Raw genomic sequence first — 19,768 nt, forward strand, 5'->3', positions numbered from 1 at the left:
TCTATCAATTCTTTCATAAATATAACGATATTAATACTATGACTAGTTTTTAAGGAGGAGATGTTATGAAAATGGTGTTAGTAGATGATGAACATTTACCATTAATGAGACTGAAAACCTTACTTGAAAAGAGTAAAGTCCCGGAAGTTGACATAGTTGGAGAATATACTGAATCCCTAACTGTCATTGCCCAAATACAAGCGCTGCAACCTGATGTTGTATTTTTAGATATTGTCATGCCGGATATGGATGGACTTGCATTAGGAGAAAAGATTCAAGAGCTTTTGCCGAATGTTGAGATTGTTTTTACTACTGGTTATGACAAATATGCTATAGATGCTTTTAATTTGCATGCAATAGATTATCTATTAAAGCCTGTGCAAGAGGTGCGCTTACAAAAAACATTGGAACGGCTCCAGTCAGTAATCGAAAATAATCAGCAAATGGCAGCGAAGCAAACAATGGTTCAACTGCTGGGGGGTATTAAAGTCATAACACCTGAGGGTAAGGTGCAATTAATGAAATGGCGGACCTCGAAAGCGAAAGAGCTATTCGCCTATATGCTAACTAATCGCAATGAAATCATTTATCGTGATACCATATTAGAGTTATTTTGGCCAGAATCAGATATAGAAAAAGCATCCAAGCAGCTTTATACAGCTATCTATACTATCCGTCAAACATTAAAAAATTATGGGTTAGAGGGCATTCAAATCTCTAGTCCATTGTTAAATTCGGGTTATAAATTAATAGTGGAAAATGTATTAATTGATGTAGAACAATGGTTGGATCAATTAAAATCTTTACCCCCTTTACAAGAAGATACAGCAGATAAACATGAGCGGGTGTCCCAAGCCTATACAGGAGATTATTTAGGGGATAGCGATTATCTATGGTCTGAAGGAGAAAGAGAACGGCTCAGACGATTATGGTTGCGCCACGCACAGCAATTAAGTGAATTTTATATAAGAAGCCAACAATACGCTGCTGCTGTGAGAGTACAGGAGAGGATTCAAATAATCTCCCCAGATGAAGAGGATAGCTATTTTTCCTTAATGAAGCTATATGATCTGCTCAATAATGCCGCTGCCGTAGAAGAGCAATATGGGCAACTTAAAAAAATGCTGCAAGAGCAATTAGCAGTAGAGCCAAGTGTAGAAATTGAAGGATGGTATAGAAGTTGGAGAAAAAATAGTACGGTTTCACAGGTTGATGTGTTGAATTGAAGTTGAAAGAGGATGGGGTATAAGTAAAATTTAGATTAAAATTAAAAAGTTTCACATCAGAAAAGTGCGAGAAATCAATGTTATTGATTTCTCGCGCTTTTTAAGATTTTGCTAGTCTTTCAGCTTTTCAATAATATATTTTCCTTTAATGAGTAAAATATGTTATTACACTCATTTAATAATAAATAATATTGGTAACTCCACATAGCAGAATTGATTAGTGCTCATATTGATATTTTACTGCCAATAATTTCCATTATTAATACCGTTTCTTTGAGCATTTTTGTAAGTCGTAATAGCAGTATTTAAATTATAGACGGCATTAGAAATATCGTTTTGAGTAGCGTAATAATTATTTACCACTGCTTGTGCAGATGAAACGGCTGACTCCATTGCAGATCTCTCAGTAGGAGTTGTCCAAAGCGTGTTATATGATAAGTTGTAACCGTCCCAAGAAGTTGTCACATATTGAACAGAATTAATTAGATTTTGTAATGATGTTTTATCTCCATAATATCCATTCGTACTATTTCTTTGAGCATTTTTGTAATTCGTTATAGCGTTATTTAAATTATTAATTGCATTGGAAATATCGTTTTGAGTAGCGTAATAATTATTTACCACTGCTTGTGCAGATGAAACTGCTGACTCCATTGCAGATTTCTCAGTAGGAGTTGTCCAAGGCGTGTTATATGACAAGTTATAACCGTCCCAAGAAGTTGTAACATACTGAACAGAATTGATTAGTGCTTGTAATGATGTTTTATCTGTACCGTATCCAGCAGTCCTATTTCTTTGAGCATTTTTGTAAGTCGTAATAGCATTATTTAAATTATAGATGGCATTAGAAATATCGTTTTGAGTAGCGTAGTAATTATTCACCACTGCTTGTGCAGATGAAACTGCTGACTCCATTGCAGATCTCTCAGTAGGAGTTGTCCAAGGCGTGGTATTTGATAAGTTATAGCCATCCCAAGAAGTTGTCACATATTGAACAGAATTGATTAGATTTTGTAATGATGTTTTATCACCATTTCCATACCCATACTTCGTTCCATTTTTCTGCACAGCTTGATAGTTTGCTAATGCAGTTTTGTATTGTGTAATAGCATTGTTCACTTGCTCCTGTGAAGCACTCGCATTATTAGCTACTGCTTTCGCATTTGTAACGGCTGCTTCAAATGCGTTACGATCCGTTTGTGTTGTCCATTTTTCAGTTGATAAAACGTCATTTCCATAAACAGAGACCGGAACATATGGAGGGGAAGTTAGTAATTTATTTAATTCAGTTTTATTTGCCACAGGTAGTGTTACAGAAGCTTTGCTATCATCTACCTGTACTTTAGTAACAATATGTCCTGAATCTAAAGCTACCTTTGCACCACCACTAACAGTAATTTGCTCAATTTTACCTTCCCCATAAAGGCTAAAATCTTTGTCAACATCGATGATTAGTTTATCAACATTTGATGAAACCTCAAATGCAGCCACTTTATCAACGACTTTGATAGTTGAAATTGTTTGGTTAGAGGATACATCCACTTTTGTACGTTCTACGTTAAGCGTAGCCGATTTTACATCATTTAGAGAAACATTAAGCCAATTAATTTTTCTTGCCGTAAGAGGTTTAAAGGTAATTCCATCCCCAATTGTTACTTTATCAAGTGAGAATGATTTTTTTACACGACTTGTAACAATGAGCTCATCCTCGATAGCTACATTTTCAACTTTTACATAATCTGCATCGACAGTTAGGCTTCCTTCAATCTTCGCGTCTCCGCCATCGAAATACACTGTCTTTTTGTTAGTGCCAGCTTTTTTCAATGTTAGTGATGTGACGCTAGTAATTTCACCCTTTTTAACGACAATTGTAGCTTGCGCATTCGTTAAGGCCGTGCTATTTGCAGTTTTAAAGAGTGATTTAAGAGAATCACTAATATTATATTGTCCGTTAGAAGTACGCACCTTATCCTTTGTAATATTAGTAATAGTAACTGCATCTCCTGCTGGAACCTTCGTTTTTGTAGCAGCCAATCGTTCACCAATTTGAATTGACTGGTTTACAGATGAATCACTAGAAGCAGCGTTTACAGGTGCCACTGGCAATACTAAGGTTGCTGTAAGAGCAGTTGCCATAAAAGTTGATAACGCTTTATTTTTCATTTTGGTCACTCCAATCATCGTATTTAGTAGCTAATATATCATATATTTCAATAATTTAGTATCCAAAGGGCATGTTTTACTAGGTTTGATTAAATAAATAAACCAATAGTCCCTTTTTTATCTTTCTTGTTTTTTGTGATAAAATCCTAATATTTCTCTATAAATATGTAAAATTCTACTTAATTCGCTAAATCTATTGTTGTGATACAATGTTCCATCCATTATTATTATGTATAAAAGAGGGGTGTTGTCATGAAAAAATCTAGAAGTATTGCTTTGAAGCTATCTTCTCTAATAATAGGAATATTTTTACTATTATTTTTTGCTTATACGATAATAACAGGCATTATTTTGAAAAATCAAAGTGTTGATGATGCAGAAAGTGCAACGCTTGAAACTGCTGAATTTTCTGCGGCAAAAATGAGTGAGCGCTTTAAGAAAGCAAATACTACTTTACTAACAACAAAACGTATTGTTGAAACTATGGAGAAGAAAGGTGAGGTTTCCGCGCAAGCTATTTTGGATATCATGGAAACCAATTTAGTGAATAATGATGATTTGCTTGGCGTAGGGGTTATTTTAGAGCAAAATATTGCAAACGTAAAACCGATAGCTCTTACGACTTTATTAGAACAGAATACTATGAAAATAGATTCAGCTACATATGCGGCATTAACTGATTCAAAAAATCGCTTTATACCTTATTTAAGTAAGGATGGTGGTGGTATTACTGCTGCTGCTATTGAAGGCATAGATGATAAAAGTGTGTCCGAATGGTATTGGGTACCTAAGGACGAGGGACGATCAGTTCTAACAGAGCCCTATGATTATAATGTCAATGGAAAGACAGTCCTAATGACAACTATTTCTGTTCCATTAGTAAATGCTTCAGGGTCATTTTTCGGCATATTAACGGCAGATTTATCCATCGATTATCTTAATGGATTGACAGAGTCAGTCAAGCCAGATGGCGGTTATGCTGCGATTATTACAAATAAAGGAATTTTAACAGCGAATAGCCTTGGTGCTACATTAGATGGATTGAATATGCAGGATCATATGGATTGGACAAGCATTAAACAAACGATGGATAGTGGCGAAGTAAAAAGCATGTACATGGACTCTGACGAATTGAAAGAAAATTCATTCAATGTCTTTTCACCAATGGTATTAGAGGGAATTGGTGAAACATGGACTGTCCAAATGGTACTACCTAAATCAAAAATTCTAGAGACTTATAATCAGGTGTTTATTTTTACAATTGTTGCTTCTATTATTATAGTGGTTTTAATGTCTGCTGCTAGTGCCCTATTCATTTATAGACAATTGAAACCATTAAAGTTTTTACGTGCATCTATTGAAATGGCGGCTGATGGTGATTTAACACAAAAAGTGGATGAGAAATATATTAAAGCTGATGAGATTGGGGCTGTTGCATTGGCTTATAATAATATGCTAGATCAAACGAATAGTGCCATAAAAACAGTGCTGAATTCTACGACACTACTGAATCAATCATCCAATCATGTTCATGAGACATTTAATGAAATAGTGGCTTCAAGTCAGGAGGTTTCTGTAGCAATTAATGAAATTGCTCAAGGTGCATCTAAGCAATCTGAGGATACTGAGGAGACAAACTATCGAATGATTGATTTATCCGATCAAATTGATGCTATTACAGCTTTATCGAATGAAATGGATGAGCTGTCAAATAAAACAAAAGCTACTACTGATAAAGGCATGCAAGAGGTTGAAAGCTTACGTGACCGTAATGCGGAGACAAATGCCATGAATCGCCGTATTCAACAGCAAATGGAGTCTCTGGCATCTAATATTGCTAATATTAACCAAATAATCACATCTATTCAAGGCATTACGGAGCAAACGAATTTATTAGCCTTAAATGCAAGTATAGAAGCAGCACGTGCTGGCGAGCATGGCAAAGGCTTTGCAGTTGTTGCAGAGGAAGTGCGAAAGCTAGCAGAGCAATCAAAAAACGAAACAGATATAATTAAGCAAACAGTGGATAGTATACTTGCAAATTCCAAGCAAACCGTTGCTGTTATTACTTCAAATGCGGAGCTTATGCAGTCACAAAATGAGTCTGTACAAAGCACAGAGGTAGCATTTAAAGACAACAGTGAGCTATCAAACTCTATCGCTTCCTCGATAAATGAGCTAATGGCTAAGCTATCGGATATGTTGGAGCATAAAAATCAAGCAATTATGGCAATCCAAAGTATTTCTGCTATTTCAGAGGAGACAGCTGCATCTGCAGAACAGGTAAGTGCCTCTGCTATCGACCAACAAGCAGAGCTACAAAAGGTGGGGGAATCCATCAATACTATGAATGAGATTTCAAAGGAATTACAAGAGGTTGTTAATCGGTTTAAGCTAGCTTAATAATGAAGAACTGTCTAAGAGGTATTGAAGGTTACCTAAGGCAGTTCTTTTTTATCTTCATTCAGCAAATGTTTTTTGTATCGAAAGTAAAGCGGTAGATGTTTTATGCGCGTAAGCAAAGCGGCAGCGGCAGATACAGAAGATTCACACCTCAACAGTTGGAGAGATGAATGGGATTTTGGCTCCTTTTCAGTGGGTGTCCAAACACTTACTGAAATTGGGGAACTCAGGCTAAGAACTTCACTTCCTGTAGAAACGCCTGAGTGACCAACATCATGTTTGCCCAAAGCCCCTGGCGGATGTCACGGATTTTCAAAGGAATGAATTGTGCTGGCACAATTCAAAATCCGGGCGCATTGATTATCTGTGCGAAAGCGAAGCGACAGCAACAATTACGCCAAGGCGAAATTGATTGAAGAAGGCTAGCTCAATACTATTCTCTTTTTTAGACAGATTGACCTAGTGGAAAAACAGCACTACTATAAGAAAGGAGAGGAGGACAAATGCTATGATGTATCTCGGTATGATTTTCTTCCAGATTGTTGCTCCTATTTTAGTGCTTCTTGTGCTTGGCGCGATATTGCAAAAGAAATTTTGCTTCAATTTAAAAGCGCTCTCTCAGCTTATAACCTATTGCTTCATGCCAGCCGCTGTTTTTGTTAATTTATATGAAACAAGCGTGGAGCTCTCTGTGCTTGGAGAAGTTGCGATATTTATTGTACTTTTTATCGGCAGTCAAATGGTGCTAAGTCATTTTTTAGCGAAAGGACTTGGTTTAGTTAAAGCAGAGGCTGCAGTATTTAAAAATAGTGTTGTCCTTATTAATTCAGGAAACTATGGAATTCCTGTTGCACAAATGATATTTGTGACACAGCCAATCGGCGTAGCGATACAGGTTATTCTGGTGATATTCCAAAATATGACTACCTATACATATGGCTTATACAACTTAATTTCCTCAACAAAATCAGGTATATCCATTGTAAAGAATTTTCTTAAGATGCCTATCATTCATGCCCTTATTATAGGGGTGGCAATGAACTATTTTAATCTTGCAGTGCCACAGTTTATTAAAATTCCAATAGATCATGTGGCAGACGGTTTTATTGCTGTGGCATTAATCACGTTAGGTGCCCAATTATCACAGCTTGAAATAAAATCCATGTTTAATAAAACCGTCATTATTAGCTGTTTTACACGACTAATTTTGGGACCAGCAGTTGCTTTACTCATTATTTATTTACTCGGCCTAGATGGGGTAGTGGCACAATCATTATTTATTGCTAGCGCTTTTCCAACATCCCGAAATAGCTCTAGTTTAGCATTAGAGTATGATATCGAATCAGCAACAGCCGCACAAACTGTTTTATTTTCAACAATAGTGAGCTGTATTACAGTAACAATCGTTATTTATCTAGCAGAATTATTATTTCTTTCATAACATATGACGTAAAAAAGGAATAGGCTTATGGCTTATTGCTTTTTTTTATGCTCCAAAAGTAAAAAAAATAAGAAAATAAAAGTGTTTTTTGTTAGTTATTGTAATTTTCAATATATACATAGAGTAAATAGGTACTAAATAATAATATTTAAAGGGGTGTTCATAGCTTTGCGTAAAGGTATGGAGTTATGGAAAAAATTTATCATCTTATTAGTAGCTATTATGATTGTTTTTAGCGTTTCTCTAGGTCTTATTGTCTATAAAAGTGCAAAAAGATAGTGGAGTTGACGTTAAAGGAAAATAGTATGATTCTAGCAGGAAATGTCGTGAACCAGCTTGATTCAGAGAGGTATGAGCAGCCAGTTAAAAACCTGATAACCACTCACTGTATCTTGATTTACAGAAGGAGCTTACGACAATACTGAAAACCAATTATGTAACGTATATCAACGTATTCAAGGGAACATCTGGAACAATCGATGGTACTGGTGGATGCAGGAGATTTAAATAGTAAGGAAACCTATCAAATTGGAGATATTATAGAGGATATACCGTATGAAAGTGTTGTAAAAACAATTTCTAATAATGAGGATGGCTTTAGTGAGTAGGTGAGCATGGCAAAGGCTTTTCAATTGTCGCAGAAGAAGTGAAAAAGCTGGCAGAGATGACAAAGCTGTCGGCAGAAGATATTCGTCAGCATATATATGAATTTAAAATCGTGACAGAAACGGTTTTAAAAGAAATGGACCATAGTACTGTTGAAGTTAAAGTGGGGGTCCATTAGGTAATGGCCATTAGTGAAGAGTTAGATCATTTGTTTGAAGCAGTAAAAGTAGTTGAGGAAGATGTACAAAATGTTTTTGAGGTTACAAACACAATGTCTAAAAACACGAACATTGTCTTAACAGCATTAGAGCAAACGAATGAGGTCACTGAGGCTGTTCTGTTAGAAACAAAGGAAGTAGCCGATGCATCAAAGTTACAAGAATCAACATTGAGCCAGCTAAGTAGTACGATTCATGAATTAACGGAGTAGGTAAAGCGTTTAGAGTTTATGAAGCAAAAATATAAACTCTGAAGGAAAAAATAGTGATGAAGCTTCCATCTCTTAGCAATATCTGTTACACTAGCATCAAACTTAATAGCATTGACTAGGGGAGTCTGATGAGTCAGGCTGAGAGGGAAACGCATAGAGGTTTCTTGACCCTTTGGACCTGATCTGGCTCATACCAGCGTGGGAAAGTTAAGAAATTATTGCGTGCTCTTTACAATGCGATAATTATACCTTTTACAATCATAGCCGGATCCAAAATTTTTTGGATTCGGTTTTTATTTTTATTGGGGTGAGCTAGATTCGGTCCTTGTATGAATTTTCTATAAGGGAGAGAAGTAGGTCATGACAACAGTTAGCGAAAAGAACATTACGATTATGTCGAGCTTTGAGGGTAGTAAAAAGGTTTATGTAGAGGGTTCGAGACCGGATATTTTGGTGCCGATGCGTGAAATTGCATTAAGTCCAACGACTGGAAGCTTTGGAGAAGAGAAAAATGCTCCAGTTCGTGTGTATGATACGAGCGGTCCATATACTGACCCTGCCTATAAGGTAGATATTACTAGGGGCTTACCAGCGTTGCGAAGTGAATGGATTAGAGAGCGAGGGGATGTTGAGGAGTATATAGGGCGAACTATTAAACCGGAGGATAATGGCTTCCGTAATGCTGATGATCCACGTATTCAAGAAAACGTTTTTCCTGAGCTATCTAGGAAACCTATACGTGCGAAAAAGGGGAGAAATATCACACAGCTTCATTATGCACGAAAGGGAATTATAACACCGGAAATGGAGTTTGTAGCGATTCGTGAAAATATGGAACCTGAATTTGTTCGCTCTGAAATTGCAGCGGGGCGTGCGATTATGCCTTCTAATATTAATCATCCTGAGGCTGAGCCAATGATTATAGGACGTAGCTTCCATGTGAAAATTAATGCTAATATTGGGAATTCAGCAGTATCATCTTCTATTGCAGAAGAGGTGGAGAAAATGACTTGGGCAACACGCTGGGGTGCTGATAATATTATGGATTTATCGACTGGTAAGCACATTCATACGACGCGTGAATGGATTATCCGTAATGCTGCGGTGCCAGTTGGAACAGTGCCAATTTACCAAGCACTTGAAAAGGTAAACGGTGTAGCTGAGGATTTAACATGGGAGGTGTATCGTGATACGTTAATCGAGCAGGCAGAGCAAGGCGTTGACTACTTCACGATTCATGCAGGCGTACTGTTGCGTTATGTGCCACTTACAGCAAATCGTGTGACAGGCATTGTGTCACGCGGAGGTTCAATTATGGCGCAATGGTGCTTATATCATCATCAAGAGAACTTTTTATATACACATTTTGAAGAAATCTGTGAAATCATGAAAACATATGATGTTGCCTTCTCGTTAGGGGATGGCTTACGTCCTGGATCGATTGCAGATGCTAATGACGAGGCACAGTTTGCAGAGCTTGAAACGTTAGGAGAATTAACACAGATTGCCTGGAAGCATGATGTACAGGTGATGGTGGAGGGGCCAGGCCACGTGCCGATGCATTTGATTAAAGAAAATATGGACAAGCAATTAGAGGTGTGCAAGGAGGCTCCGTTCTATACTTTAGGACCACTGACAACAGATATTGCCCCTGGCTATGATCATATTACATCTGCTATTGGTGCGGCAATGATAGGTTGGTTTGGTACGGCAATGCTATGCTACGTGACACCAAAAGAGCATCTAGGCTTACCAAATCGAGAGGATGTTCGTGTAGGGGTGATTACGTATAAAATTGCTGCACACGCGGCTGATTTAGCGAAGGGGCATCCGGGAGCACAGCAGCGAGATGATGCACTTTCAAAGGCACGTTTTGAATTCCGTTGGCGCGATCAATTCAACCTGTCTTTAGATCCAGAGCGTGCAGTTGAATACCATGATGAAACATTACCAGCAGAGGGGGCAAAAACTGCGCACTTCTGTTCAATGTGTGGGCCTAAGTTCTGTAGTATGAGAATCTCACAGGATATTCGTAATTATGCAAAAGAAAAGGATTTAAATACGACAGAGGCAATTCATCAAGGGATGCAGGAAAAGGCTGAGGAATTTAAGAAAGCAGGCAGTCAGATTTATCAATAATATTGTAATGAAGGTTTGTGTCTATTTAGGCACAAACCTTTTTCGTTGAATAAAAAACTCCATGTGAAGTGTTGCTCACATGGAGTTAAAGTTGGATTTGGATATCAATAATAGGTGGAAAAATTAAACGTTAGATGGTTGTTTCACGTATGGATTAGAAAGATCCATACCTTCTAAAGAAAGACCCATTGCTTTTGCTACACCCTCACCATATGCTGGATCAGCTAAATAGCAGTGAAGAATATGGCGACGTTTGATGAACTCTTCAACAGGTGCCATATCATTTGCTGTATTTTCGAATAGGCGTTGTTGTTCTTCTGCAGTCATAAGACGGAATAGTTTACCTGGTTGCTCGAAGTAGTTGTTATCATCTTCACGGAAGTCATGGATACCTGCGTTACCATCAATGCGTAATTCAGGCTCTTTATAGTCTAAGTTATGCTCCCATTCGCCGTAGCTATTTGGTTCATAGCCTAAAGTTGAACCAAGGTTGCCGTCAAAACGTATAGCGCCATCACGATGGAAAGTACGGAATGGACATTTTGGAGCGTTTACTGGAAGCATATAATGATTTACACCTAGGCGGTAGCGTTGTGCATCTGCATAAGCAAAGATTCGTCCTTGCAACATTTTATCTGGTGAGAAGCTAATACCAGGAACAATGTTTGATGGAGCGAATGCAGCTTGCTCAACCTCAGCGAAATAGTTGTCTGGGTTTTTATTTAATTCGAATTCACCGACAGGAATTAATGGGAAATCTTTTTTATACCATACTTTCGTTAAATCAAATGGGTTATATGGTAGTTCACGAGCTTGTTCTTCAGTCATTACCTGAATGTACATTTTCCATTTAGGGAAATCACCTTGCTCAATAGCACCGTATAAATCACGTTGTGAAGATTCACGGTCTTTACCGACTACTTCCTCTGCTTCAGCACCTGTTAAATTTTTAATGCCTTGCTCTGTGCGGAAGTGGAATTTTACCCATACACGCTCATTTTCAGCATTGATAAAGCTATACGTGTGAGAACCAAAACCATGCATATTTCGGTAACCAGCTGGAATACCACGGTCAGACATTACTATTGTGACTTGGTGAAGTGCCTCTGGTAGTGAAGTCCAGAAATCCCAGTTCGAGTTTAAGTTTTTCATATTTGTACGTGGGTCACGTTTTACCACGTGATTTAAATCTGTAAAGTGTAATGGATCACGGAAGAAGAATACAGGCGTATTGTTCCCAACTAAATCCCAGTTACCTTCTTCTGTATAAAATTTAAGGGCAAAGCCACGAATATCTCGCTCAGCATCTGCTGCACCACGCTCACCTGCAACTGTAGAGAAGCGTGCAAACATTTCTGTTTTCTTCCCAATCTCTGAGAAAATTTTTGCTTTTGTATATTGAGAAATATCATGCGTTACAGTGAAGGTACCAAATGCACCTGAACCTTTTGCGTGCATACGACGCTCTGGAATAACTTCACGGTTGAAGTTCGCTAATTTTTCAACTAGCCATACATCTTGAAGTAACAGAGGACCTCTTGGACCTGCTGACATGGAGTCGTGGTTGCTTACTACTGGAGCACCACCTGCTGTTGTAAAACGACGGCTACGATCATTTGCGTTTGTCATATTAGTTTACCTCCTGAAAAAATTGTGAGTCAAACTCTTCATCAATAACTATAACAAATATAAAATAGAATTTCTAGTACATTGTAATAATTATCGTTAAAGAATTTTTATTTTGAGATATAAACTATTATTATATGTGTGAAGTAGTAGAATTATGCATATTTTCACTACCCAAAACAAAGCTTTTCAAAACAATATTAGAAGAAAGAGAGGAAGATGAAATGCTTTTTCATTGGTTTTTTTCTCTATTATGCATATTTAAAGTAGCCTGTAATCTAAAATTGCCCCTAACAAACACATTCTATTGATCTATCAATCCTGAAATTTAGTGATGATATTAAAATGCTTATATATTATATATATATATGAAATAAATCACTGTTTTCTTTGTCAGAATTGAAAATAGAGTATGCTAAATGAAAATTCATTTAATAGGATTTCCGATAGCGATTGGGTGTCATGCCTATCTGCTGTTTAAAAATTTTTATAAAATAATTGGAATCTTCAAATCCATTTAAATGTGCAATTTCGCTAATGGAAAAATCTGTTTCCGCAAGCATTTTCATGGCACTATGAATTCGAGCCTGCTGTAGGTAGCGTTTAAAGGGCAAGCCTTGCTTCTTTGAAAAAATCGTACTTAAATAATTGGGGCTAATCCCTAATTTATGGGCTACAAAGGGTAAAGATAACCGACTATCCTGAAATTGTTGATCGATAATTTCTATTGCTAGCTCTACATAATCGGCCCTTTTCTCCAATCTTGCCTCACGAGCCAGTTCAATAAGTCTTTGTGTAAATAAAATGATGCCGTTTAGAATGGTATAAAAAATAGGATGTTCGATAATTAAATGAAAAAGCTGTCGGTAATTTTGCTCAATAGCAGCTTTCTCATGCAATTTATACTTCAGCATGAATCGGCGAATTTGCGCTAGGACACTAGTTAGATGAATACGTAAGTCATCTTGCTCGTAATAAATTCCTTCATTGGATAAACGATATAAAAATGTTTTAACGGCTTCAAGATTGCCTTCTTCTAAACTACTGATTAGTAATTGCTGCTCCTCTGGTGTTAACAAAGGATCAAATGGCTGTGCTTCAAATTGTTTACTTGCATAAAAAATGTGCCCGAATCCTTCGTAAAAGCTTTGATGAAGGGCGCGCTTTGTGAAGATATACATATTCTTAAGAGTTGTAGGTTCCCCATCATATATCCCAATATTTAAAGAGCTATTGCTTGTTAAACGCCATTCCTTTATTAGCGTACGAACATCCTTTTCCACGATCTTTATATCATTTGTTAGGAATAAGCAGACGATACTATCAGATAATGGGTAGACTTGCATATGATAGTGAATTGCTGTTTGCTGTAGCCAATTAAATAGCTTGTTTAATGTTTCTGAATGTTCAGGCTCAATCATTGTAAAATGCCTAGCTGTCTCTATGGAGCTAGGCTTACTATCTATAAATAATCGATAGTAAAAGGATTCGTCTGTCGCCGTCTCAACAGCATTGTTGATCTGGGGTACACGAAGAGAGATAGTCGTAAGCTTTTGCTTTAATACTTCTAAATCAATGGGTTTTACAAAAAGATGCTGTACCTGTAAATCAATGGCCTTTAACGCATTTTTAAATAAGGGCTCTGTTGTCATTGCTAAAATAGCCCCAGAATATTTCTGAAAAACATGATTTAGAGCAGTTAAACGATTATTTGGGAATAAATCAATATTCAATAGGATTGCATCAGGCTCGAATTGCTGAATGCTTTGATGTGCCTCAGACATACTCGTACACATTTCAATCGTTACATCTCCAGGAAAATACGTATGTAAAAACCAGCGAATACCAGAAAGCTCTGCAGGGTCTCGATCCATTAATAATAGCCTCATCACAACCAACCTTTCTTAAAATAATCTTATTTCGTAAAAAAGTACGATTATATTCATAAAAATAACATAAAAATCTGAAAAAAATCATGTTTCTTGCATTAAAATTCTCTATTTTCTGAAAAAAGTAGTTAGTACAATGTAAATAGAGTAATCCATCCTCTCAAGGAAATGGATTTAACTTCTTTCAGCAGAAGTTTTTTGTGCACGTAAGCGTAGCGGCAGGATACAGACGTCTCCCACTTCTATAGATGGTGAGATGAATGAGAATTTAAACTACTTTTCAGAGGGTGTCTAATCACCCGCTGAAAGAAGTTAAAGCTTCCAGCGGATATCACGGCCGCAATTATGCCGAGGCATAATTGATAAATATTTTTACACAGCCATAAAGGGAATAGGGGGATGTCATATGAAGTCAGTCATCGAGCTTGATGGCAATACATTAACTAGAAAGCAAATAGAGAAAATTGTTAAAGGTGACGCAACGGTAACGCTATCTATAGAAAGTGTGGAGCGAATCCGTTTAAGTAGAGAGCGTATTGAAAAACGTTTAGCTGAAGGGCAAACGATTTATGGTGTAAATACAGGATTTGGGAAATTGAGTAATATAAAAATTGAAGAGGAAGATATTGAGCTTTTACAGCTAAATCTATTGCGCTCAGATGCAACAGGTGTTGGTACACCGTTTCCGACAGACGTTGTACGTGCAATGATGGTTTTGCGTGCCAATGCCTTAGCACGTGGTTTTTCGGGTATTCGTCAGGAAACAGTCCAGCTATTAGTAGATTTTATTAATAAGGGTGTGCATCCAATTGTACCGTCTCAGGGTTCTGTGGGAGCTAGTGGAGATTTAGCACCATTATCGCATCTAGCTTTAGTGCTTGTAGGTGAGGGGAAGGCTGAATTTAATGGAGAAGTGTTGAGTGGCAGTAAGGCATTAGAAAAAGCGGGATTAACACCTGTTCTACTACAAGCGAAAGAAGGGCTAGCGCTTGTGAATGGCACTCAAGCAATGACAGGTATTGGTGTGTTAACTGTTAATGAAGCTGAGCGCATAGGGCTAGCAGCTGATATGGCAGCAAGTTTAACACTTGAGGCCTTAAAGGGGATTACATCAGCGTTCGATCCAGCGCTTTTAGCAGTAAGACCACATCCAGAGTTAGAGCTGGTAGGTGGAAGAATACGTAAGTGGTTAGATGGAAGTAAACGGGTAACGAAGCAGGGTGAGATACGTATGCAGGATGCTTATTCACTACGCTGTATCCCACAGGTACACGGTGCATCTTGGCAATCATTCTTCTATGCCCAGGATCGTGTACAAACAGAAATGAATGCAACGACTGATAATCCAATTGTATTAGAGAATGGAGAGGTACTATCAGGGGGGCATTTCCATGGTCAACCAATTGCCTTAGCAATGGATTTCTTAAAAATTGGTGTGTGTGAGTGGGCTAATATTTCTGAACGCCGAACAGAACGTATGGTAAATCCTCAATTGAATGAAGGCCTGCCACCATTTTTAGCGACAAACCCTGGTATTGAGTGTGGTTTAATGATTGCTCAATATACAGCGGCTTCGATTGTATCTGAAAATAAAGTATTGGCACACCCTTCAAGTGTGGATTCTATTCCAACGTCTGGTAACCAAGAGGATCATGTAAGCATGGGAACAACGTCAGCTCGTCAAGTTCGACAAATTGTCCATAATGCTGCTCGAGTAATTGCAATAGAAATGATTTGTGCGTCACAGGCTATTCATTTAGATCAAGCAGAGGAGCAATTATCTCCAACAACCCGAAAGTACTTAGAAAAAGTGCGTGAATTTTGTCCACCGCTACTAGCGGATCAACCAATTGGTGATGAAATTGAGGCGTTAGCGAAATATTTATTAGATAGCGATGATTTAGTGGAATTATCTAAATAAAATCTAAGGGGATGGTTCGTTATGAAAACAACAACAAATATTCGTGCACCGCGGGGAACGACTTTATCGTGTAAAGGCTGGACACAAGAAGCGGCAATGCGCATGCTAATGAATAATCTTGATCCAGAGGTAGCAGAGAATCCGGATGAACTGATTGTTTATGGTGGGATTGGGAAGGCTGCTCGCAATTGGGAAAGCTATGAACAAATTATTGCTTCTTTAAAAGAATTAGAGAATGATGAAACACTTCTGATTCAATCTGGGAAGCCGGTAGCTGTGTTCCGTACACATGAGCATTCTCCACGTGTGTTAATTGCCAATTCGAATCTAGTACCTGCTTGGGCAAATTGGGATCATTTTTATGAATTAGAAGATAGAGATTTAATGATGTATGGTCAAATGACTGCGGGTAGCTGGATTTATATTGGTGCCCAAGGAATTCTGCAAGGCACTTATTTATCATTCGTAGAAGCAGGGAAAAAAGTATTTGGCACTGCGGATTTACGTGGTAAGTTCATCCTTACAGGTGGTATGGGTGGTATGAGTGGTGCACAGCCTTTAGCCGGAAAAATGGCAGGCGCTGTTATTCTAGTTGTAGAAGTAGAACGTGCCCGCATTGAACGTAAAATTAAAGAAGGTTATTGTGATTACATCGTGGAAACTGTGGACGAAGCGATTGCATTAGTCAATAAATTACGTGACCAAAAAGAGCCAGCTTCGATTGGCCTTGTTGGTAACTGTGCAGACATCAATCGTGAACTGTTAGATCGGGGAATTATTCCAGACCTTGTAACAGATCAAACCTCTGCACATGACCCGATTAATGGCTATGTACCGAATGGCATGACATTTGAGGAAGCACTGGAGCTTCGTAAAACAGATGTAAAAACATATGAGAAAAAAGCGAAGGAAACGATGGCAGAGCATGTTCGTACAATGCTAGAGTTTCAGGAGGCTGGTGCAGAAGTATTTGATTATGGCAATAATATTCGAGCATATGCCAAAGAGATGGGTGTAACAAATGCCTTTGATTTCCCGGGCTTTGTACCAGCGTATATTCGTCCGTTATTCTGTGAAGGAAAAGGGCCATTCCGCTGGGCAGCGCTTTCAGGAGACCCAGAGGATATTTATAAAACAGACGCACTGGCAAAAGAGATGTTTGCTGAGGATGAAAGTCTTGTCAATTGGATTAATATGGCTCAAAAAATGGTGAAATGGCAAGGGCTACCGGCACGTATTTGCTGGCTAGGCTATGGAGATCGTCACCGTTTTGCATTAAAAGTAAATGAAATGGTTGCGAATGGTGAATTATCAGCGCCGATTGTCTTTGGTCGCGATCACTTAGATTCAGGATCGGTAGCATCACCAAATCGAGAAACAGAGGGAATGTTGGACGGTTCGGATGCTGTGTCAGATTGGCCGATTTTAAACGCTCTTGTTAATACAGCGAGCGGTGCAAGCTGGGTAAGTGTTCATCATGGTGGTGGAGTAGGAATGGGTTATTCGCAGCATGCAGGTCAAGTGCTAGTAGCAGATGGAACAGAGCTCGCTGCAGAAAAAATTGCGCGAGTGTTAATCTCCGACCCAGGGCTGGGTGTTGCCCGTCATGCGGATGCAGGTTATGACATAGCGATTCGAACAGCGAAAAACAAAGGTGTGCATATACCAGTGTTAAAGGATGATGTGAAGTGACCATTTTAATTAAAAATGCCAATGAAGTCATTACATTAAAAAGTAATGCCCAAGGACCGCGGACGAGGGAACAAATGCGAGAAATTGCGGTTATTGAAAATGGTAGTGTTCTTATTGAGGAAGATCGTATTATAGCTGTTGGGGTTTTTGAACAGCTGGCAGTAGATTTCCCTGATTTAGTCAAGAAAGCAGATACTATTGATGCCTCTGGTAAGATTGTGATGCCAGGCTTGGTGGATTGTCATACACATTTAGTACATGGTGGGACACGCGAGCAAGAGTTTAATATGCGACTCAATGGTTCTACCTACATGGAAATTATGAATGCAGGTGGTGGGATTCACGCAACAACAAAGCGTACACGAGAAACTAGCTTTGAAGATTTATATGCAAAGACGATGCAGCACTTAGATGTATTTTTAAAGCATGGTGTGACAACAGTTGAAGCAAAATCAGGCTACGGCTTGGATTGGGAAACGGAAAAAAAACAGCTAGAGGTAGCAAAAAAATTACAAGCAACTCATGATGTTGATGTCGTTAGTACTTTTATGGGAGCACATGCAGTACCGCGAGACTATAAGGGACGTGAGGATGAATTCGTTGATATTGTGATTCATGACATGCTACCAAAAGTAGCAGAGCTAAACCTGGCTGAATTTAATGATGTATTTTGTGAAAAAGGTGTCTTTACACCAGCGCAATCACAGCGTATTTTAGAGGCTGGAAAAGCACTGGGGTTAACGCCAAAAATTCATGCTGATGAAATTGAGCCGTATAAGGGAGCAGAGCTTGCTGCAAAGGTAGGAGCAATTTCAGCCGAGCATTTGTTGGTTGCCTCTGATGAGGGAATTCAACGAATGGCTGAAGCGGGTACGATTGCTGTATTGTTGCCTGGAACTGCATTCTTCTTACGTGCTCCATTTGCAAGGGGGCGTCTAATGATCGATAAAGGAGTACCTGTAGCGATATCTACTGATTTTAATCCTGGATCATCACCAACATTGAGTCTACCATTTATTATGAATTTAGCTTGTATGCATATGGGAATGACGCTGGAGGAAGTTCTAACAGCGACAACGATTAATGCCGCATATGCACTTAATCGAGGCGAACAAATTGGTTCACTTGAAGCAGAAAAACAAGCTGATGTTGTTATTTTGGATGTTGCTAACTACAAACAACTTCAATATTTCTATGGCATGAACCATACAAATACTGTTATTAAAAATGGGCGAATTGTTGTGCGAGATGGTATTCTTTTAAATTAACTTTTTTACAATAAGATAATATTTTAATCCCTTCAGTTATCTAATGAGGGGATTTTTTTATGATTATAATTAAACTATAATTATTTACTATACCATGTTCAGAATACTAAGTACCTTTTAAATATACTTAGTATTATAAGTATTTGTAAAAATAATGAATTATAGGGTATTATATTCTAAAAAGAAAAGGGGTAGATGACTATTCAAACGAAACCAGCATATCAAAAAATTTATGACACAATTAAGCAAGAAATAGGAGAGGGCAAATATCTTGTTGGTGATATTTTACCTTCAGAGGCAGAGTTAGAAAAGATATTCAAGGTAAGCCGTACGCCAGTAAGAAATGCGCTGAAGCAGCTTGAAAATGACAAAATAATTCATAGAGTACAAGGGAAGGGATCTTTTGTCAGCAACCAACAACCAAAACAAACTTGGACTAGCATGTCAGGCTTTAGAAACCATTATTCAAACGATTGGGAAAAAATATCTGTTCGAACAATTGAGATTAAAGAGGTGGTCAATCCACACTTTGCAAAGCTATTAAAATTAGAAGAGGATACAGAAATCATATATTTAAAAAGAATTCGATATTTAAACAATCAACCAATGTTTTTCTTAGAACACTATATCCGACCTGTAATATCCTCAGAGGTTTACCAAGAAAATACAGCAATTTCTTCTGTCCAGCAACTATTAAAAGAGCAATCAAATATCGATATTGTTGAGGTAGAGGATGAAATAGAAGCGGTTATTGCAACTCCTTATATTGCAGGTGCATTGCAAATACCCGACACAACTGCAGTGTTAAAAGGGACGAGAATATCTTATGCAGAAAATAAGGTTCCTATGGATTTAAATATCTTCTATATAAATACGGATAATTGGAAGTACTATTCTTATTTTAGATACTAATAAGCATCCGGTTTGATATTGATAAAATAAGAATTTTTATAATACTTAGTAT

The 19,768-nt window shown here is 37.9% G+C and carries 14 protein-coding genes, 1 pseudogene and 1 riboswitch; of the genes and pseudogenes, 12 read left to right on the forward strand and 3 right to left on the reverse strand.

Annotation, left to right across the window (positions count from 1 at the left end; genetic code table 11):
- The first annotated feature begins 65 nt into the window (after positions 1 to 65).
- Positions 66 to 1,226, forward strand: a complete 1,161-nt coding sequence (locus tag QNH24_RS01155; protein WP_283870373.1) for a response regulator — start codon at positions 66 to 68, stop codon at positions 1,224 to 1,226.
- 237 nt (positions 1,227 to 1,463) lie between these two features.
- Here QNH24_RS01155 and QNH24_RS01160 read toward each other — a convergent pair whose 3' ends face one another.
- Complete coding sequence (locus QNH24_RS01160; protein WP_283870374.1) at positions 1,464 to 3,389, reverse strand: S-layer protein; 1,926 nt, start codon at positions 3,387 to 3,389, stop codon at positions 1,464 to 1,466.
- A gap of 252 nt (positions 3,390 to 3,641) precedes the next feature.
- On the opposite strand from QNH24_RS01160, the gene QNH24_RS01165 reads away from it, so the two are divergent.
- From QNH24_RS01165 to thiC, 7 genes and pseudogenes are all read left to right on the forward strand, one after another.
- Positions 3,642 to 5,792, forward strand: coding sequence for a methyl-accepting chemotaxis protein (locus tag QNH24_RS01165; RefSeq protein ID WP_283870375.1), 2,151 nt, complete (start codon positions 3,642 to 3,644; stop codon positions 5,790 to 5,792).
- A gap of 105 nt (positions 5,793 to 5,897) precedes the next feature.
- The gene (locus QNH24_RS01170; protein WP_283870376.1) at positions 5,898 to 6,059 is read left to right on the forward strand and encodes a hypothetical protein; all 162 of its coding nucleotides are present in this window, start codon (positions 5,898 to 5,900) and stop codon (positions 6,057 to 6,059) included.
- Between the two features lie 241 nt (positions 6,060 to 6,300).
- The gene (locus QNH24_RS01175) at positions 6,301 to 7,233 is read left to right on the forward strand and encodes an AEC family transporter (RefSeq protein WP_283870377.1); all 933 of its coding nucleotides are present in this window, start codon (positions 6,301 to 6,303) and stop codon (positions 7,231 to 7,233) included.
- Between the two features lie 479 nt (positions 7,234 to 7,712).
- Positions 7,713 to 7,841, forward strand: a complete 129-nt coding sequence (locus tag QNH24_RS01180; protein WP_283870378.1) for a hypothetical protein — start codon at positions 7,713 to 7,715, stop codon at positions 7,839 to 7,841.
- A gap of 11 nt (positions 7,842 to 7,852) precedes the next feature.
- Positions 7,853 to 8,017: pseudogene (locus QNH24_RS01185) on the forward strand (methyl-accepting chemotaxis protein); the annotation flags it as partial.
- A gap of 3 nt (positions 8,018 to 8,020) precedes the next feature.
- Positions 8,021 to 8,269: a hypothetical protein gene (locus QNH24_RS01190; protein ID WP_283870379.1), complete on the forward strand. Its 249-nt coding sequence runs from the start codon at positions 8,021 to 8,023 to the stop codon at positions 8,267 to 8,269.
- Between the two features lie 107 nt (positions 8,270 to 8,376).
- Positions 8,377 to 8,491, forward strand: a riboswitch (TPP riboswitch).
- A 138-nt stretch (positions 8,492 to 8,629) separates the two neighbouring features.
- Positions 8,630 to 10,408, forward strand: a complete 1,779-nt coding sequence (thiC, locus tag QNH24_RS01195; RefSeq protein ID WP_283870380.1) for a phosphomethylpyrimidine synthase ThiC — start codon at positions 8,630 to 8,632, stop codon at positions 10,406 to 10,408.
- A 123-nt stretch (positions 10,409 to 10,531) separates the two neighbouring features.
- Here the strand turns inward: thiC and QNH24_RS01200 are convergent, their stop codons facing one another.
- Both QNH24_RS01200 and QNH24_RS01205 read right to left on the reverse strand, forming a co-directional pair.
- Positions 10,532 to 12,037 carry a catalase gene (locus QNH24_RS01200; RefSeq protein ID WP_283870381.1) on the reverse strand — a complete coding sequence of 502 codons (1,506 nt, stop codon included), beginning with the start codon at positions 12,035 to 12,037 and terminating at the stop codon, positions 10,532 to 10,534.
- Positions 12,038 to 12,465: 428 nt separating this feature from the next.
- A complete protein-coding gene (locus QNH24_RS01205) occupies positions 12,466 to 13,923 on the reverse strand; it encodes a response regulator transcription factor (RefSeq protein WP_283870382.1) in 1,458 nt (485 codons plus the stop codon).
- 406 nt (positions 13,924 to 14,329) lie between these two features.
- Between QNH24_RS01205 and hutH the strand changes: the two genes are divergently transcribed.
- The 4 genes from hutH (at position 14,330) to QNH24_RS01225 (ending at position 19,716) form a co-directional block, all read left to right on the forward strand.
- Positions 14,330 to 15,844, forward strand: coding sequence for a histidine ammonia-lyase (hutH, locus tag QNH24_RS01210; protein WP_283870383.1), 1,515 nt, complete (start codon positions 14,330 to 14,332; stop codon positions 15,842 to 15,844).
- Positions 15,845 to 15,865: 21 nt separating this feature from the next.
- Positions 15,866 to 17,536, forward strand: a complete 1,671-nt coding sequence (hutU, locus tag QNH24_RS01215) for a urocanate hydratase (protein ID WP_283870384.1) — start codon at positions 15,866 to 15,868, stop codon at positions 17,534 to 17,536.
- Complete coding sequence (gene hutI, locus QNH24_RS01220; protein ID WP_283870385.1) at positions 17,533 to 18,804, forward strand: imidazolonepropionase; 1,272 nt, start codon at positions 17,533 to 17,535, stop codon at positions 18,802 to 18,804. Before hutU ends, hutI begins: the two co-directional genes overlap by 4 nt.
- 195 nt (positions 18,805 to 18,999) lie before the next feature.
- Positions 19,000 to 19,716, forward strand: a complete 717-nt coding sequence (locus tag QNH24_RS01225) for a GntR family transcriptional regulator (protein ID WP_283870386.1) — start codon at positions 19,000 to 19,002, stop codon at positions 19,714 to 19,716.
- Positions 19,717 to 19,768: the final 52 nt, after the last annotated feature.

The organism is Lysinibacillus pakistanensis (assembly GCF_030123245.1).
Lineage (GTDB): Bacteria > Bacillota > Bacilli > Bacillales_A > Planococcaceae > Lysinibacillus > Lysinibacillus pakistanensis.

Excerpts from the sequence above, each read along its gene's own strand:
- QNH24_RS01180 (WP_283870378.1), top strand. The coding sequence starts at position 7,713 with ATGGTACTGGTGGATGCAGGAGATTTAAATAGTAAGGAAACCTATCAA.
- QNH24_RS01200 (WP_283870381.1), bottom strand. The coding sequence starts at position 12,037 with ATGACAAACGCAAATGATCGTAGCCGTCGTTTTACAACAGCAGGTGGT.
- thiC (WP_283870380.1), top strand. The coding sequence starts at position 8,630 with ATGACAACAGTTAGCGAAAAGAACATTACGATTATGTCGAGCTTTGAG.
- QNH24_RS01155 (WP_283870373.1), top strand. The coding sequence starts at position 66 with ATGAAAATGGTGTTAGTAGATGATGAACATTTACCATTAATGAGACTG.
- QNH24_RS01205 (WP_283870382.1), bottom strand. The coding sequence starts at position 13,923 with ATGAGGCTATTATTAATGGATCGAGACCCTGCAGAGCTTTCTGGTATT.
- QNH24_RS01170 (WP_283870376.1), top strand. The coding sequence starts at position 5,898 with ATGCGCGTAAGCAAAGCGGCAGCGGCAGATACAGAAGATTCACACCTC.
- QNH24_RS01225 (WP_283870386.1), top strand. The coding sequence starts at position 19,000 with ATGACTATTCAAACGAAACCAGCATATCAAAAAATTTATGACACAATT.
- QNH24_RS01175 (WP_283870377.1), top strand. The coding sequence starts at position 6,301 with ATGATGTATCTCGGTATGATTTTCTTCCAGATTGTTGCTCCTATTTTA.
- hutH (WP_283870383.1), top strand. The coding sequence starts at position 14,330 with ATGAAGTCAGTCATCGAGCTTGATGGCAATACATTAACTAGAAAGCAA.
- QNH24_RS01160 (WP_283870374.1), bottom strand. The coding sequence starts at position 3,389 with ATGAAAAATAAAGCGTTATCAACTTTTATGGCAACTGCTCTTACAGCA.
- QNH24_RS01165 (WP_283870375.1), top strand. The coding sequence starts at position 3,642 with ATGAAAAAATCTAGAAGTATTGCTTTGAAGCTATCTTCTCTAATAATA.
- hutU (WP_283870384.1), top strand. The coding sequence starts at position 15,866 with ATGAAAACAACAACAAATATTCGTGCACCGCGGGGAACGACTTTATCG.
- QNH24_RS01190 (WP_283870379.1), top strand. The coding sequence starts at position 8,021 with ATGGCCATTAGTGAAGAGTTAGATCATTTGTTTGAAGCAGTAAAAGTA.